The sequence below is a fragment of the Fluviicoccus keumensis genome, assembly GCF_004217445.1.
Classification (GTDB): Bacteria; Pseudomonadota; Gammaproteobacteria; order Pseudomonadales; family Moraxellaceae; genus Fluviicoccus; species Fluviicoccus keumensis.
The window spans coordinates 256,299-273,067 of record NZ_SHKX01000011.1 but is presented as its reverse complement, the minus strand read 5'-3'; the positions used below and the strand labels follow the sequence as shown (position 1 = coordinate 273,067).

The window sequence follows — 16,769 nt, the reverse complement described above, 5'->3', positions numbered from 1 at the left end:
GCTAGCCCGACGCAATAAGAAAGGGAGGCATTGGCCTCCCTTTCTTATTGGCGGATCGGTGCGGCTTATTCCGTCTGGAACAACGCCGCCACGAACTCCTTGGCCACGAAAGGCCGCAGGTCGTCGATCTTTTCCCCCACCCCGATGTAGCGGATGGGCACATGGGTGCGGCTGGCGATATTGAACAGCACGCCGCCCTTGGCGGTGCCATCCAGCTTGGTGATGGTCAGGCCGGTCAGCCCCACCGCCTGGTCAAACTCCTGCACCTGGGCAATGGCGTTCTGGCCGGTGCCCGCATCCACCACCAGCATGGCTTCGTGCGGAGCCGCACCATCCAGCTTCTGGATGACGCGCTTCACCTTTTTCAGCTCTTCCATCAGGTTCGACTTGGTGTGCAGGCGTCCGGCGGTGTCGATGATCAGTACATCGACATCCTTGGCCCTGGCGCTTTGCAGGGCGTCAAAAGCGACCGAAGCGGAGTCCGCGCCGGTCCCCTGCGCCACCACGGCGATGTTGTTCCGTTCACCCCAAACCTGCAATTGCTCGACCGCCGCCGCGCGGAACGTATCGCCCGCCGCCAGCATCACCTTCTTGCCTTCCTTTTGCAGGCGCTTCGCCAGCTTGCCGATGGTGGTGGTCTTGCCGACGCCGTTCACACCGACCATCAGGATCACGTAGGGGCGCTTGGCGGGATCAATGTGCAGCGGCTTCACGCGCGGCGCCAGCAGCTCGACGAGCTCTTCCTGCAAGGCCTTGTAGAGACCGTTGGAATGCGTCAATTCCTTGCGGGAAACGCGTTCGGTCAGCTTGCCGATAATGGTGCGGGTCGCCTCCACGCCCATGTCCGCCACCAGCATTTGCGTTTCAATTTCTTCCAGCAGCTCGTCATCAATTTCCTTGCCGCCGATCAGCAGGGTGACCATGCCGTTGGTGAAGGTGTCGCGCGTACGCGAAAGCCCGGACTTCATCCGCGAGAAGAAACTGCTGCCGGAACCGGGCGTATGGGGATGTTCTTCTTCTAACGACGCTGAGGGCGCGGTCACGGCATCGGCAACCGGCGCGCTGCGCGGGTTTTCAATAATGGGGACATCCACGGCCGGCAAGCTGGGCAGGGTTACATCCGTGCTGCCTTCCCAAGCCCAGTCCGCGGTTTCATCATCAGGAACACTGATCGGTGTTTCATCAGCGGCGGCGGGGGTCGCGCCGTTGTCCGGTTTTTTCCAGGAGAACCAGCTCTTGGAGCCGGTTTTGGCGTCAGCCGGGTTGTCATGTTCAGACATAGGGTCATCCACAAAGATTAACAAAGCACCCGAAAAAGTTGCGCTATGCTACCACTCCTCTGGCATTCTCCCTATAAAAAGCTCTCGCTATGCGTTGCAAACCGTGGCTCTACCCGCTGCTGGCGGCGCTGTCCCTGACAGCTCATGCATCCCCCACCCAGGAGTTCACCCTGGCCAACGGACTGAAGGTCGTGGTGCGCGAAGACCATCGCGCGCCGGTGGCTGTAACCCAGGTCTGGTACAGGATCGGCTCCAGTTACGAACCGCCCGGAAAAACCGGCATGTCGCATGCGCTGGAACACATGATGTTCAAGGGCACGGAAAAAGTGCCGTCTGGTGAGTTCTCGAGGCTGGTCGCCTGGTTCGGCGGCTCCGACAACGCCTTCACCACCGACGATTACACCGCCTACTATCAGGTTTACAGCAGTAATCGCGTGCCGCTGGCGCTGGAGCTGGAAGCCGACCGTATGGTCAACCTGAAGATGAATCCGGACGCCTTCGCCCAGGAAATCCGGGTGGTCATGGAGGAACGCCGCCAGCGCACCGAGGACAATCCCCAGTCCCAGGCGCTGGAACGATTTCAGGCCATGGCCCTGTTCACCACCCCGCATCGCACGCCCACCATCGGCTGGATGCAGGATCTGCAAAGCATGAAGGTGGAAGATCTGACCGCCTGGTACCGGCTGTGGTATGCGCCGAACAACGCCACGCTGGTCGTGGTCGGCGATGTCGATCCGCAGCAGATCAAGGCGCAGGCCGAGCAGTATTTCGGCGCCATTCCCGCACAGAACACACCCGTCATTCCGGCCCCCCGTGAAATTCCCCAACCCGGCCAGCGCGAAATGCAGTTATCGCTGCCCGCCAAGGTGCCGGCGCTGTACATGGGCTTCAATGTCCCCAGCCTGACCACGGCCGCCGCCCCCAAGGATGCCTATGCCCTGCGCATGCTGCTCAGCATCCTTGACGGCGGCCTCAGCGCACGTCTGGAGAGCCGGCTGGTGCGCACCCAGCGCTCGCTGACCGCCATCAGCAGCAGCTATAACATGATGGCGCGCGGCGACACCCTGTTCACCCTGACCGCCATTCCTTCCGAAGGCGTCACGCTGGAGCAGGCCCGCCAGAAGATCCTCGACGAACTGGAAGCCCTGAAAACCGAGAGCATTTCCAACGAGGAACTGGAACGGGTCTATACCGGCATCCTGGCCGAAAATGTGTTCCGCCAGGACGACATCCAGGAACAGGCCAACCTGATCGGCATGCTGGAAAGCATCGGCCTGGGCTGGAAAACCATGGACAACCTGGCCGACAACCTCAAGGCGGTGACGCCGGACGATATCCGCGACGCCGCCAAGCGCTGGCTGACGTCGGCCAACATGACCTCGCTGCTGCTGAAACCGGCCGACCTGACCGTGGGGGAAGCCCGATGAAAACCATGCTCAAATTACTGGCGCTGATTCCCGCCATTGCCGTGGCGGCCCCCGAGGGCGCGGTCGTGACCGCCGGACCGCTGACCTCGCTCGACAAACTGACCAGTATTCCGCAAGTGAAGAATGCTCCGGTTCCCAACCGCAGCATCAAGGTCAAAAGCTGGCAGACGGTTCAGGGCAGCAAGGTCATGTTTGTGGAAACCCATGACCTGCCCATGCTCGACATCCGCCTTGTCTTCGATGCCGGCTCGGCCCGTGACGGCGAGAAATCCGGCATCGCCAGCCTGGTCAGCCGCATGATGGACGAGGGCACCCCCACCCGCGACACGTCCGCCATCGCTACCGCTTTCGAGAATCTGGGCGCGTCCTTCGACGCCTCCTCCTATCGCGACATGTCGATTGCCGACCTGCGCGTTCTCAGCGACGGCAAGTATCTGGAACCGGCGCTGGAGGTTTTCACCGATGTCGTGGCGCACCCGGTTTTCCCGGACGCCGCCTTCAACCGTATTTTTGACAGCGCCCAGGTCGGCCAGCAACAGAAGCAGCAATCCCCGGCCTCGCAAGCCAGCGTGCTGTTCTACAAGAATCTGTATGCCTGGCATCCCTACGCCCTGCCCCCCACAGGCTCGGCGGACACGCTGAAGACCATCAAGATTGAGGATTTGCGTAATTTCCACCAGCAATATTTCGTGGCCGCTAACGCCGTCATTGCGCTGGTCGGCGATATTGATGAAAAGCGGGCGCAACAGATCGCCGAACGGATCAGCTCGCAACTGGCGGAAGGCAAACCCGCGCCGGCCCTGCCGGATGCGCCCGGCCTCACCCGCGCACGGCACCTGCACCTGCAATTTCCCTCGCAGCAAACTCATATCATGATTGGCCAGCCCGGCATCAAGCGCGGCGATCCCGATCAGACCGCCCTGGCCGTGGGCAACGAAATCCTGGGCGGCGGCGGTTTCAATACCGTGCTGATGCAGGAATTGCGCGAGAAGCGCGGCATGACCTACGGCGTCTACAGCAGCTTCGTGCCGATGCGCTCGCAGGGACCGTTCATCATCAACCTCTCCACGCGCGGCGACCAGACCGGGCAGGCGCTCGACCTGATTCGCGACCTGCTGCGCAACTTCATCAAGCAAGGACCAACAGAGGCGCAAGTGCAGGAAGCCAAGGACAACATCCTCGGCAGCTTCCCGCAAAGCACCGCCAGCAACAGCGACATCCTGGCCTACATCGCCTCGATGGGCTTCTACAACGAGCCGCTGGATTATCTGGAAACCTTCCCCGACCGTATCCGCGGCGTCACCGCCGATCAGGTGCGCAAGGCGCTGAAGGCGCACGTCAATCCTGACAAAATGCTGTATGTCACCGTCGGTCAGGGCGTCGACGTCAAGAAATGAGCAAGCCTTCAACCAGCACGCTGCGCATCATCGGCGGCCAGTGGAAGCGGCGTAATGTCCGCTTCCTGGCCGTGGACGACCTGCGCCCCACCCCGGACCGCGTGCGAGAAACCGTCTTCAATTGGCTGCAGTTCGACATTCAGGGCAAGCGCTGCCTTGATGCTTTTGCAGGGAGCGGTGCACTGGGATTGGAAGCCCTTTCGCGCGGCGCGGCCGGCTGCCTTTTCCTGGAAAAAAGCGGTGTTCAGGCCAAGCAGTTGCAGGCCACCCTGAAGGAACTGGGCGCAACTAATGGCGACGTATGGACCGGCGACAGCCTGACCTTGCTGAGCCGCATCACCGAACCCTTTGATCTGGTTTTTCTCGACCCGCCTTATGCGCTGAACCTGTGGCAGCCGGTGATGGCGTTATTGGCCGAGCGCCAATTGCTGGCGATGGATTGCCTGGTCTATGTGGAAGCGGACAAGCCTTGGGAAGAATTGAGTATTCCGGCGGGTTGGGAGTATTTCAAGGAAACTAAGGCGGGGTCGGTGAAGGGGTATCTTGCCCGTCGGGTTTGAGTCGGCAAGGCCATAAAAAAGGGACATGACGTCCCTTTTTTACTGCATGCGAATCGGGCTTACGCCAGCTCGCCCAGCAAGCCGTTGATCCGCTTCACATAGCCCGCCGGATCGGCCAGCGCACTGCCTTCCGCCAGCGTCGCCTGATCCAGCACGATCAGCGCCAGGTTCTCAAAACGCCCGTCATCCGCCGTACCGGCCATGCGCGCCAGCAAGGGATGCTGCGGATTGATTTCCAGTGTCGGTTTCGATTCCGGCAGCTTCTGGCCGCTGGCTTCCAGCATCTGCCGCAGCGCCACACCCAGATCATACTGACTGCGCACCAGGCAGGCCGGAGAATCGGTCAGGCGCTGGGTGGCCTTCACCGCTTCCACCTTGTCGCCCAGCACTTTCTTCAGGCGTTCCACCAGCGACTGGCTTTCCTGCTGCAGCTTTTCCTCGGCCTGCTTGTCTTCCTCGCTGGACAGCTTGCCCAGGTCCAGATCACCCTTGGCGACGTGCTGGAAGGACTTGCCCTCGAACTGGGTCAGGTGGCTCATCAGCCATTCATCCAGACGATCGCTCAGCAGCAGCACTTCCACGCCCTTCTTGCGGAACACTTCCAGATGCGGGCTCTGGCTGGCGGCCGTCCAGCTGTCAGCGGTGATGTAGTAAATCTTGTCCTGCCCTTCCTTCATGCGGCCCACGTAATCCGCCAGCGACACCGACTGAATGGAATCGGTGGTGTGGGTCGAAGCAAAGCGCAGCAGCTTCAGCACCTTGTCCTGATTGGCGTGATCTTCGGCCACGCCTTCCTTCAGCACCTGACCAAACTGCGCCCAGCAAACCGCGTAATCCTCCGGCTTGTTCTCGGCCATTTGCGTCAGCATGTCCAGCAGGCGACGGGTCAGCGCCGACTTCATGCTGTCGACCACCTTGCCGGATTGCAGCAGCTCGCGCGACACGTTCAGCGGCAGGTCGTTGGAGTCGACTATGCCCTTGGCGAAACGCAGGTACATCGGCAGGAACTGTTCGGCGTCATCCATGATGAAGACGCGTTGCACATACAGCTTCAGGCCGCGCACGCCGTCGCGATGGTAGAGGTCCTGCGGCGCGCGCTTGGGGATGTAGAGCAACGAAGTGTATTCCAGGTTGCCTTCCACCTTGTTGTGGCTCCACGACAGCGGTTCGTCGAAGTCATGGGAGATGTGCTGGTAGAAGGCCTTGTAATCGTCATCGCTGATCTCGTTGCGTGGACGGGTCCACAGTGCCGAGGCCTTGTTGACCACTTCGTAATCGCCCACTTCGCGCTCGCCGTCTTCCTTCCAGTTTTCGCTGTGCATGCAGACGGGAATGGCGATGTGTTCGGCATACTTGTGGATGATGTTCTTCAGGCGGAAACTGTCCGAAAACTCGGTCTGCGTGGGGCGCAGGTGCAGGATGATGGTGGTGCCACGATCCGTCTTTTCCACGGACTCGACGCTGAACTCGCCTTCACCACCGGATTCCCACTTCACGCCTTCCGCCGCGCTCAACCCGGCGCGACGGGTCAGTACTTCCACCCGCTCGGCTACGACAAAGGAGGAATAGAAACCGACGCCGAACTGGCCGATCAGCTGCGCATCCTTCTTCTGGTCGCCGGACAGGTTCTTGATGAACTCAGAGGTGCCGGAACGGGCGATGGTACCGAGGTTGTCGATGACTTCCTGGCGGCTCATGCCGATACCGTTGTCACGCAGGGTGATGGTATTGGCGTCCTTGTCGACGTCGATCCAGATCTTCAGTTCGCTGTCGCCTTCCAGCAGTTGCGGCTGGCTCAGGGCCTCGAAGCGCAGCTTGTCAGCGGCGTCGGAGGCATTGGAAATCAGCTCGCGCAGGAAGATTTCCGGGTTGCTGTACAGCGAATGGATCATCAGGTGCAGCAGCTTGGACACTTCGGTCTGGAAGCCGCGCGTTTCTTTTTGGGTCGCTTGGTCGCTCATCAGGGCTCTCCATGGTTGAGTCGGAAGAATTCGATGCAACCAAGATGGGGCTGTGAAACGGGACTTCAAGGGGGTGTACCGCTATACTCGGCGCAAAGTCACTACAGCCGATCCATGACCACGCCCGCCACCCTGCAACTGACCCCGCAACAGGACGCCGCCCTCGCCGCCATCCGGGAATTCCTCGACAGCGACGATGCCTGCTTCATCCTGCGCGGCTATGCGGGCACGGGTAAGACCACGCTGGTGTCGCGCCTGCTGGATCACCTTCGTGACACCCAGCAGGATTACCTGCTGCTGGCCTCCACCGGCCGCGCCGCGCGCATCCTCGGCATGGCTACGGGTGAAGGCGCGCAGACCGTACACTCGGTCATCTACGAGTTCGCCAGCGTCGAAATCAGCGGTGACACCGGCCTGAACGTGCGCTTCAGCCTGTCACAGGAAGGGCCGGAAAACACCGTCATCATCATTGACGAAGCCTCTATGCTGGCCAACGGCAGCCCTTTGCCGGTAGGTCAGGCCTCACTGTTCACCCAATACGGTTCCGGGCAGCTGCTGAGCGACTTCCTGTTCTGGTCGGGCCTGACCAGCGGCTTGCTGAGCGGTAACCGCGTCATTTTCGTGGGCGATGCCGCCCAGTTGCCGCCGGTGGGCGAAACCGTGTCGATGGCGTTGTTCGCGCATCATTTCCAGAAATATTTCGGCCTGAAGGCGCGGGAAGTCGAACTGACCGACATCGTGCGGCAGCAGGAAGGCAGCCATATCCTGCAACAGGCCGGACGGCTGCGCGACAGCATCCTCAGCGGCGCGCGCGATCCGGTCGACTGGTTGCCGCCCGCCGACGACTGGCGTTACCTTCTGGGCGACGACGACGCCACCCGCTATCGCGCCGATCACATGTCCGGCCGCGCCTCGATCATCATCACCCACTCCAACAAGCGGGCGCTGGAACTGAACCGCAAGGTGCGGCACAAGCGCTTCAACGCCATGTTTGCCCCCTTGCAGCCCGGCGACATCCTGATGGTCAACCAGAACAACTCGGAATCGCAATTGCTGAACGGCGATCTGGTGAAGGCGCTGGAAGTGGGCGCGCAGGAAACCCGACTGGTGATGCTGCGCCTGAAGCAGAAACCGTTTCACAAGCAGGTGAAGCTGGTGTTCCGGCAAGTGAAGGTGGCGTACCAATCGCTGCTGCACGGGCGCATGGAGCAGGACTGCCTGATCCTCGAAAACCTGCTGTATTCCCCTTTGGCCGGCCCCACCGATGATGAACGGCAGGCGCTGGTAGCGGACTTCAAGCAGCGTATCCGCGCGGAGAAGCTGACGCCGGCGCAGATCAGCGGCGCCTTCCAGAATGATCCTTACCTGAACGCTTTGCAGGTGAAGTACGGCTATGCCCTGACCTGCCACAAGGCGCAGGGCGGCGAATGGGAAACGGCGATTGTGGATGTGCCGGGCTATTTGCAGGGCAGCTATACCAGCCAGTTGCGCTGGCTGTATACGGCCATTACGCGGGGAAAGAAGGAGGTCAGGATTTTGCGTGGGGAGAATGCCAAGGGATGGTTGAAAGAGGAGTCGTGAAGACTCCTCCCGCTACTTGCTCAAATACTTCGTCGCCGCCTCTATCCCCTGCAAGGTCAGCGGATACATCCGGTCTTCCAGCAGCTTCTTGGCAATCTGGACCGACTGCGTCATCGACCAGCTTTTCTCCGGCTCCGGATTCAGCCACACCACCTTCTGGAAATGCTGGGTCAGGCGCTGCATCCATACCGCCCCGGCCTCTTCGTTGAAATGCTCCACCGAACCGCCCGGCGACATGATTTCATAGGGCGACATGGTGGCGTCACCGACGAAGATCACCCGGTAATCCGGGCCGTACTTGTGCATCACATCCCACAACGGCATGCGCTCGGACCAACGACGGTTATTGTCCTGCCACACGCTTTCATAGATGAAGTTGTGGAAGTAGTAATAATGCAGGTGCTTGAACTCGGTGCGTGCAGCGGAGAACAGCGCCTCGCACACTTTCACGTACGGGTCCATCGAACCGCCGATATCGAAGAAAATCAGCACCTTGACGCGGTTGCGGCGCTCGGGAACCATCTTGATATCCAGCAATCCGGCGTTGTGGGCGGTGGAACGGATGGTGTCGTCGATATCCAGCTCCTCAGCTGCGCCCTGGCGGGCGAAGCGACGCAGACGGCGCAAGGCGACCTGCATGTTGCGGATACCCAGTTCCTGACCGTCGTCGAGGTTCTTGAACTCACGCTTTTCCCAGACTTTCACCGCGCTCTTGTTGCGCGACGGCCCGGCCAGGCGGATCCCTTCCGGGTTGGCGCCGTAAGCCCCGAACGGTGAAGTGCCGCCGGTGCCGATCATCTTGTTACCGCCCTGGTGACGCTTGTGCTGCTCGGCCAGACGCTTCTGGAACTCTTCCATCAGCTTTTCCAGCGAGCCGGTCTTCTGCAATTCGGCCAACTCATCCGGCGACAACAGCTTCTCGATTTCCTTTCGCAGCCAGTCCTCGGGCAGGTTCAGCTTGTCCAGCGGACTTTCCATGGTGTCCAGACCGTCGAAGAACGCCTTCATCGCCCGGTCAAACTTGTCGAAATGCTTCTCGTCCTTCACCATCACCGCGCGGGAGAGGCTGTAGAACTCTTCCTGGCTGGCAAAGGCCAAGCCAGCATCCAGCGCACGCAACAAATCGAGGTATTCCCGCACGGAGACGGGCACCTTGTATTGCTTCAGGGTGTAGAAGAAGTTGAGCAGCATGTCGCGCCCTCCCCGGTCAGCTCCGACGGCTCATGAAGGCCAGACGCTCCAGCAAATGCACGTCCGCCTCGTTCTTCAGCAGCGCACCGTACAGCGGCGGGATGGCGCTGCGGGTATCGCGGTTGCGCAGGATGTCTTCGGGAATGTTGTCGGACATTAGCAGCTTCAGCCAATCGATCAGCTCGGAGGTGGACGGACGCTTCTTCAGGCCCGGCACCTTGCGCAGCTCGAAGAAGATTTCCATGGCTTCGCGCACCAGCTTCGACTCGACGCCGGGATAATGCACGTCGACAATCTTCTTCATCGTGTCCATGTCCGGGAAGACGATGTAATGGAAGAAGCAGCGGCGCAGGAAAGCATCCGGCAGATCCTTTTCGTTGTTCGAGGTAATGATGACGATCGGGCGATGCTTGGCCTTGATGGTTTCCTGCGTCTCGTAAACGTGGAACTCCATCTTGTCGAGTTCGGTCAGCAGGTCGTTGGGGAACTCGATGTCCGCCTTGTCGACTTCGTCAATCAGCAAGACGACACGCTCTTCACTCTCGAAGGCTTCCCACAGCTTGCCCTTCTTGATGTAGTTGCGGATGTCGTAGACCTTGTCGTCGCCCAGTTGCGAATCGCGCAGGCGGGACACGGCATCGTATTCATAGAGGCCCTGATGCGCCTTGGTGGTGGACTTGATGTGCCACTGGATCAGGCGCAGACCCAGCGCGGCGGCCACTTCCTCGGCCAGCATGGTCTTGCCGGTGCCGGGTTCGCCCTTGATGATCAACGGCTTTTGCAGGGTAATCGAAGCATTGACGGCCATCTTCAGGTCGTCAGTCGCCACATAGGTCATGGAACCGTCAAAACGCATCTTGGATTCTCCACCAGCGGGGAAATAAGTCAGGATTCTGCCTTGCGGCTTTTCCACCAGGCAACACTACAAACCAGGGTCGAGAGGAACAGCAGCGGGAACACGCTTTTCATCACGCCGACGCTGTCCCGCTCCATCACGTTGAACAATACCGCCATGACGGCCGGCGACGGAAACCAGTTGTCAGCGTCGATCGGCCAAGGCGTCAGCAGCAAAACCGCCAGCAGATAAAAGGAAACCGGCCGCCAGCCTGACGGCAGCATGCGGATGAACGAACGCTTGTAGACGACCAGAAGCGCGATGGCCGCCGTCAGATAGACCACCCAGGCCACCAGATAGCCGATCATTCCCCACCCCCTTGCTGATACTTGCTTTCATCAGGGCGGAAGAGGTCCAGCATGTAATCCTCCCGTGCGGGAGGCATCTGCAGGTAGAAACCCTTCTCACCGATTTCCGCCAGCACCTTGGGGGCCTCGGCCCGGGCCAGCTTGCGCTCCGGCGTCAGCAACAGCGTGACGTAATGACGGGGGCGGCCGAACATGGTCAGCAGGGCTTCGGGAACGCGTGTCAGGCCCTCGGTCTTGCGGACGTAAAGGTACATTTCGTCCTTTTTGGGACTTTTGTAGATATCGCAGATTTCAGGTTTGGTGCTCATGAATCTTCCCGGTGACGGTAGCGGCGCCATGTGGCGACGGAGGCGGCCTCATCGGCCAGCACCTCCAACAGGGGTCGGGTAAGGATATCATGCCGCCAACCGGTCAACGCCGAGGGCAACCTGGCGCTTGCACCAAAATCCACATAGCCCAGCACCAGCGAATCCAGCCATTTCTTGCGTAGCAGGACTTCCGCCGGAATATGGTGCTGCACGGCCACCGCCTCGGCCACCGCGCGCAGGCGGTCATAGAGGGATTTGGCGGCGCGCGGCAGCGGCAGCGGCAGCAACGGCGGACATTGGCCAATCGGCTTGTCCTCGGCCTGCTTCACCAGTTGCAGGATCATCTGGCCGTGCTTCTGATACGTGCGCGGGTGCAGATCCTGAATCCGCGACAACGCCGGCAAGCTGTGCGGCCAGCGCTCAACAATATCCAGCAGGGTATGGTTCTTCAGCACGAAGGTCCGCGGAATGTTGTGGATCCTCGCCGCGCCTTCCCGCCAGATGGTCAGCATCTGCAGCAACGCCAGCTGCTGGCGGGTGAACTTCCAGGCGTTGCTGAACGACAGGTACAGGTTGCGCATATCCGGCGCCTCCCCCATCTCTTCCATAATCAGCGCACAGTCGGCCTCGCACCATTCCAGCAGCCCGCGCTCCACCAGCCGGGCGCGGATGAAGTCATACAGGGGGAAAAGGTATTCGACATCCAGGGCGGCATATTGCTGCTGCTCCGGCGTCAGCGGGCGCATCAACCAGTCGGAACGGGTTTCCGCCTTGCTGATGGCGATGTCGAGACACTCCTGCAGCGCCTTCTGGTAGCCCACCTGATTTCCATAGCCCAGAAAGGCCAAGCCGATTTGGGTATCGAAGACGCGGGTAATCCGCTGTTTGGGAAACAGCAGATTGAAGACCTCGATATCTTCACTGCAGGCATGAAAGATTTTCAGCGTCGCCGGATCGGCCAGGACAGCACCGAATTCGGCGATATCCAGGGCAAGCGGGTCGGCCAGGGAAACCTGACGGCCGTCATTCACCTGAATGAGGGCCGCCCGAGGGTTGAAGGTGTCAACCCGGATGAATTCGGTATCCAGGGCCAGACGGCCTGCGCCGGTCCAGCTCCGGACCCGTTGTTGAAACAGTTGTTGATCGGTGATCAGTTCCCAGGACATTACAATCCCAATTGTTTGGCGATAATCTCGTTCATGATTTCGTGGGTACCGCCACCAATGGAAAGAATCCGGTTATCCCGGTACAGGCGCTCGACCAAGCTCTCGCGCATGAACCCCATACCGCCAAAAATCTGCACCGCTTCATAGGTCAGCTTGTCGCTGACTTGCGTGGCGAAGTTCTTGGCCATGGAGACTTCCCGGATGGCCGGAATGCCATCTGATATTTGTGCCGCTACCCGATAGGTAAACTCGCGGCTGGCCTCCAGTTCGGTCGCCATGTCCGCCAGTTTGTGGCGAATAACCTGCATCTTCGCCAGCGGCTTGCCAAAGGCCGTCCGCTGTTGCACGTACTTGAGGCTTTCTTCCAGCGCCAGTTGTGCAGTCATATTCGCCATGACCGCCAAGTTTAAGCGTTCTTTCTGGAAATTGCTCATGATTACGAAGAATCCGCCGTTTTCCATGCCGATCAGGTTGCTTTTCGGCACCTTCACATCCTGGAAGAACAGTTCGGCGGTGTCACTGGCCCACCAGCCCATTTTTTTCAAGGGCTGGCCAACCGTGAAACCGGGCATACCCTTTTCCACCAGCAGCAGACTAACCCCGCCAAAGCCCTCGCCGCCAGTGCGAACAGCCACGGTGTAGTAATCGGCGCGCACCCCTGAAGTAATGAAGGTCTTGCTGCCGTTCACAAGATAATGATCGCCCATGTCGACCGCGCGGGTTTTCAAATTGGCCACGTCGGAGCCGCCGGACGGCTCGGTAATCGCCAGCGCCATGATTTTTTCGCCGCTGATGACGGCAGGAGCGATACGCGACTTCATCTCGTCGCTGCCCCAGTTCTCCACCGGCGGCAGACCGATGTCCAGCGACCCCAGGCTGGCCACGAGACCGCCGGAACCGGCGCGCATCAGTTCCTCACTGGCAGCGATCTTCATGAAAATATCAGGCCCGGATCCGCCGAACTCCTCCGGATGATCGATCCCCAGCAACCCGGCCTCGCCAGCCTTGAGATAGAGCTCGCGAGGGAATGTCCCAGCTTCCTCCCAGTCATTGATGAAGGGTTTGATATGCTGGTCGACAAATTTGCGGGCTGTCAGACGGACCTGATTGTGGGTTTCGTTGAAATAGGTGGTGTACAGGGCCATGAGCGGCATCTCCTCGGGTCATTCCGGCCCGAGTCTGCCACGATTCCGAGGTGTAACCAAGCGGTTGGTAGGTATTTATTGGACAGTTGTCCGGGAAACACAATGCGGCGGGGACGGCCCAAGGGTGCCTCCCGACCGAATTGGCCGGGAGGCATCCGCAAAACGCTTAGCCGAGGCGTTTCAAGCCCACGCCCAGCGCCTGACCCAGCACGAATTTCAGCACCGGGCCGACACCCGGCAGCGAATCGAACTCGATCACCCACTGCACCCGCGAGCCCTTGCCAGTGGCGCTGAAATCCAGACGGCCATGATGATTGCGGATCGGGTAACCACCCTTGGAAATGACATAATCAATCGATTGGTTCGGGGTCACCGCCACCACGGTTTCGTCGACAGCCAAGGGATGGAACAACCCCATGCGGCGGGTGGAACCTACACCGTTGACATCGCCCTGCCCGTCCTGAATGCGCTTCACCGGAATCCCGAAGACTTTCTTCAGGTTATTGTGATCCGCCAGTTCGGCAAATATAGCTTCCACCGGACGTGAAAACTCGCGAACCACCACTACTTTCTGCTGCGCCATGACCGGACTCCTGGCTAATAGGGGAAAAGATAGTACGAACGTACCAAGGACTGCGATATTTATCGCTGCGACCCAAGCTGTCAATGGCCGGAGAGGTCAAAACGGAATGATTGTTCAGATTTGCTGGCGTTGCGACAGCGCCCGCGCCAGAGTATGACTATCGACGCCGTCCAGTTCGCCGCCCATCGGCACGCCGTGGGCGATACGGCTGACCTGTAAACCCGAATCACGACAGGACTCCCGGATGTAATGCGCGGTCGCCTCACCTTCTACCGTGGCGTTGGTAGCCAGGATCAGTTCGCGGACCTCTCCCCGGCCCAATCGCGTCATCAGGTCAGGAATTCCCAATTCGCGGGGGCCTATGCCGTCCAGCGGCGAGAGATGCCCCGCCAGCACGAAATACAGGCCGCGATAGCCGCCGCTTTGCTCCACCGCCAATACGTCCGCCGGAGACTCCACCACGCATAGCTGGCTGCGATCACGAGCCGTATTGGCGCACAACCGGCAGACGGGCTCCTCGGTCAGCGTGCGGCATTCCTGGCAGTGCCCCACCTCGGTCATCGCCCGCAGCAGTACGTCACCCAGACGCGCTCCGCCGGGGCGGTTACGCTCCAGCAGGAACAGCGCCATGCGCTGCGCCGAGCGCGGCCCGACCCCCGGCAGCACGCGCAACGACTGGATCAGCTCATTCAGCAGCGGGCTGAACATGGCTGCTTAGAACGGCAGCTTCATGCCGGGCGGCAGGCCCAGACCTTGGGTCGCACCGGCCATGCGTTCGGTGGTCAACTGCTCCACCTTGCGCACGGCATCGTTGACGGCGGCGGCGAGCAGGTCTTCCAACATGTCCTTGTCTTCCTTCATCAGCTCGGCATCAATGGCCACGCGCTTGACGTCGTGCTTGCCGGTCATGGTGACCTTGACCAGGCCCGCGCCGGATTCACCGGTCACTTCGGTCCGGGCCAGCTCTTCCTGAGCCTGCGCCATCTTCTTTTGCACCTGTTCCTGCATTTTCTGCGCTTGCTGCATCAACTGATTGATATTCATCGCTTTTCTCCAACAATCAAGGTTTCATCCAGTAATTCGGCGTCAAAGGCCTGCATCAGCGCCTGCACCACGCCGTCCGCCAGAAAGGCGGCCTTGGCGTCGGCGCGCTCTACGCGTTGCCGCTCCTGTTCGATTTCCAGCGGCGTCATGCCCGAGGGCTCGCGGCTTTCGCGTCGCAAGCGCATGTCGGGAAAATCCTGCTGCAAGCGCGCCAGCAGGGTATCCAGCGCGCGGTTGGCCATGATCTCGTGGCGGGGGGACAGTTCCATCACCGCTTCACCGGCCTGCTCGCCGGTCACCAGCACGTGCCGCGCCAGATTGAGCGCCATGCCGGTCAAGTCGCTGGCCAGCACCCAGCGCGACCAGCGCTCCGGCGACCACGCGCCGGTTTCGGGTTCGGGGGCCATTTCCGGTTCGGCCGGGGCAGCCGCCGGGAAAGAAAGGATGGTGGCCGTTTTCGCCGGCTCCGGCTCGGTGGTCATCGGCGCCGGTTGCGGGGAAGCGGCGGCAACCGCTGTCGCGGCAACAGCCGGAACAGGCCGGTCAGGAACGGCGGCACGCGACTCGGGAACTCTCGTAACGGCCACCGCCGCCGGTTGCGCGCGCTCAACGGCCGGTGCGACAGCACGCACAGGTGCGGGTGCCCCGGTCGGGCGGGAAGGCGCACGGTCAGAAGCGGCGGGGGCGCTGCGCGGACGGCGCTTTCCCGCCTCGGGGTCGTTCGACGGCACCGGCCGGAAAGCCAGCATCCGGAACAGGCACATTTCAAAGCCCTGCCGCAGACTGGGAGCCAGCGGAATATCACGACGACCATGCAGCGCAATCTGGTAATACAGTTGCACATCTTCCGGTGTCAGCGAGGCCGCCAGATCCAGCACGCGCTCGCGGTCACCGTCGCTGTTGTCGACCCCGTCCGGCAGAATTTGCGCCAGCGCCACCCGGTGCAGCGCCGAAACCAGCGCCGTCAGCGCCGCCGAGAAATCCACGCTCTGGGCGGCCATGGCCTCAATCACCGCCATCAGCGCGGCGGCATCGCCCTCGCCCACCGCTTCCAGCACGCGGAACACCACATCGCGGTCCAGCGCGCCCAGCATGTCCCGCACTTCCGATTCGCGCAGCACGCCGTTGCCGTAGGCAATCGCCTGATCGGTCAACGACAGCGCATCCCGCATCGAACCGTTGGCGGCGCGACCCAGTTCCCACAGCGCACCTTCATCATGCTCGATGTGTTCGGCATTCAGCACGTTCACCAGATGCTGCATCACCCGCTCCGGCGACATCGGCTTCAGCGAAAACTGCAGGCAGCGCGACAACACGGTGACGGGCACTTTCTGGGGGTCGGTGGTGGCCAGCAGGAATTTCACATGCGCGGGCGGTTCTTCCAGCGTTTTCAGCAGGGCGTTGAACGCCGACTTGCTGAGCATGTGCACTTCGTCAATCAGGTAGACTTTGTAACGGCCCCGGGTCGGCACGTACTGCGCATTGTCGATCACCTCGCGCACGTCATCGACACCGGTATTGCTGGCGGCGTCAATTTCCAGCAGGTCGATGAAACGGCCTTCGTTGATCTCGGTGCAGGCGGAACAAACGCCGCAGGGGGTCGCGGTAATCCCGGTCTCGCAATTCAGGCATTTGGCCAGGATGCGGGCGATGGTGGTCTTGCCGACCCCGCGCGTGCCCGTAAACAGGTAGGCATGATGCAGGCGGTTGCTGGCCAGGGCATTGCCCAAAGCGCGGGCGACATGTTCCTGCCCCACCAGTTCGGAGAAATTTTTGGGCCGGTATTTGCGGGCGAGAACTTGATAACTCATACCAATGCGGGAACGCTTAACGGCAAGGATGGGCTATGGTAGCGGATGCCGGGTAGCGGCTAAAGTCTTTTATTGAGCGCGACTTGGAAGCGGAGAACGTAAACGACGGAAC

The 16,769-nt window shown here is 60.8% G+C and carries 16 protein-coding genes; 4 read left to right on the top strand and 12 right to left on the bottom strand.

The window, feature by feature from the left end:
• Positions 1-65: 65 nt before the first annotated feature.
• Entirely contained in the window at positions 66-1,280 is a 1,215-nt protein-coding gene (ftsY, locus tag EV700_RS06570; RefSeq protein WP_130411996.1) for a signal recognition particle-docking protein FtsY, read from the bottom strand.
• Positions 1,281-1,369: 89 nt separating this feature from the next.
• On the opposite strand from ftsY, the gene EV700_RS06565 reads away from it, so the two are divergent.
• From EV700_RS06565 to rsmD, 3 genes are read left to right on the top strand one after another with little or no spacing between them, the layout of a single operon-like run.
• Positions 1,370-2,707, top strand: a complete 1,338-nt coding sequence (locus EV700_RS06565; protein WP_130411994.1) for a M16 family metallopeptidase — start codon at positions 1,370-1,372, stop codon at positions 2,705-2,707.
• Positions 2,704-4,104, top strand: coding sequence for a M16 family metallopeptidase (locus EV700_RS06560; protein ID WP_130411992.1), 1,401 nt, complete (start codon positions 2,704-2,706; stop codon positions 4,102-4,104). The genes EV700_RS06565 and EV700_RS06560 overlap by 4 nt, the downstream gene beginning before the upstream one ends.
• Positions 4,101-4,664 (top strand): 16S rRNA (guanine(966)-N(2))-methyltransferase RsmD, encoded by a 564-nt coding sequence (gene rsmD / locus EV700_RS06555; RefSeq protein WP_130411990.1) that lies wholly within the window; start codon positions 4,101-4,103, stop codon positions 4,662-4,664. The genes EV700_RS06560 and rsmD overlap by 4 nt, the downstream gene beginning before the upstream one ends.
• Positions 4,665-4,723: 59 nt before the next feature.
• On the opposite strand, the gene htpG is transcribed toward rsmD, so the two are convergent.
• Complete coding sequence (gene htpG, locus EV700_RS06550) at positions 4,724-6,625, bottom strand: molecular chaperone HtpG (RefSeq protein ID WP_130411988.1); 1,902 nt, start codon at positions 6,623-6,625, stop codon at positions 4,724-4,726.
• A 114-nt stretch (positions 6,626-6,739) separates the two neighbouring features.
• Between htpG and EV700_RS06545 the strand changes: the two genes are divergently transcribed.
• A complete protein-coding gene (locus tag EV700_RS06545; RefSeq protein ID WP_165391356.1) occupies positions 6,740-8,206 on the top strand; it encodes an ATP-dependent DNA helicase in 1,467 nt (488 codons plus the stop codon).
• Between the two features lie 12 nt (positions 8,207-8,218).
• Here the strand turns inward: EV700_RS06545 and EV700_RS06540 are convergent, their stop codons facing one another.
• The 10 genes from EV700_RS06540 to dnaX all read right to left on the bottom strand — a co-directional run bounded on the left by EV700_RS06540 (position 8,219) and on the right by dnaX (position 16,657).
• Positions 8,219-9,397, bottom strand: a complete 1,179-nt coding sequence (locus EV700_RS06540) for a vWA domain-containing protein (RefSeq protein ID WP_130411984.1) — start codon at positions 9,395-9,397, stop codon at positions 8,219-8,221.
• A 16-nt stretch (positions 9,398-9,413) separates the two neighbouring features.
• A complete protein-coding gene (locus tag EV700_RS06535; protein ID WP_130411982.1) occupies positions 9,414-10,253 on the bottom strand; it encodes an AAA family ATPase in 840 nt (279 codons plus the stop codon).
• A gap of 29 nt (positions 10,254-10,282) precedes the next feature.
• On the bottom strand, positions 10,283-10,600 hold the full coding sequence (locus tag EV700_RS06530) for a hypothetical protein (RefSeq protein ID WP_130411980.1): 318 nt from the start codon (positions 10,598-10,600) through the stop codon (positions 10,283-10,285).
• Entirely contained in the window at positions 10,597-10,908 is a 312-nt protein-coding gene (locus tag EV700_RS06525) for a YcgL domain-containing protein (RefSeq protein ID WP_130411978.1), read from the bottom strand. The genes EV700_RS06530 and EV700_RS06525 overlap by 4 nt, the downstream gene beginning before the upstream one ends.
• On the bottom strand, positions 10,905-12,074 hold the full coding sequence (rnd, locus tag EV700_RS06520; RefSeq protein ID WP_130411976.1) for a ribonuclease D: 1,170 nt from the start codon (positions 12,072-12,074) through the stop codon (positions 10,905-10,907). Before rnd ends, EV700_RS06525 begins: the two co-directional genes overlap by 4 nt.
• Complete coding sequence (locus EV700_RS06515; protein WP_130411974.1) at positions 12,074-13,219, bottom strand: acyl-CoA dehydrogenase family protein; 1,146 nt, start codon at positions 13,217-13,219, stop codon at positions 12,074-12,076. The genes rnd and EV700_RS06515 overlap by 1 nt, the downstream gene beginning before the upstream one ends.
• A gap of 166 nt (positions 13,220-13,385) precedes the next feature.
• Positions 13,386-13,802 (bottom strand): SRPBCC family protein, encoded by a 417-nt coding sequence (locus tag EV700_RS06510; RefSeq protein ID WP_130411972.1) that lies wholly within the window; start codon positions 13,800-13,802, stop codon positions 13,386-13,388.
• Between the two features lie 114 nt (positions 13,803-13,916).
• Positions 13,917-14,510: a recombination mediator RecR gene (gene recR / locus EV700_RS06505; protein ID WP_130411970.1), complete on the bottom strand. Its 594-nt coding sequence runs from the start codon at positions 14,508-14,510 to the stop codon at positions 13,917-13,919.
• A 6-nt stretch (positions 14,511-14,516) separates the two neighbouring features.
• Complete coding sequence (locus EV700_RS06500) at positions 14,517-14,846, bottom strand: YbaB/EbfC family nucleoid-associated protein (RefSeq protein ID WP_130411968.1); 330 nt, start codon at positions 14,844-14,846, stop codon at positions 14,517-14,519.
• Positions 14,843-16,657, bottom strand: coding sequence for a DNA polymerase III subunit gamma/tau (gene dnaX / locus EV700_RS06495; protein ID WP_130411966.1), 1,815 nt, complete (start codon positions 16,655-16,657; stop codon positions 14,843-14,845). The genes EV700_RS06500 and dnaX overlap by 4 nt, the downstream gene beginning before the upstream one ends.
• Positions 16,658-16,769: the final 112 nt, after the last annotated feature.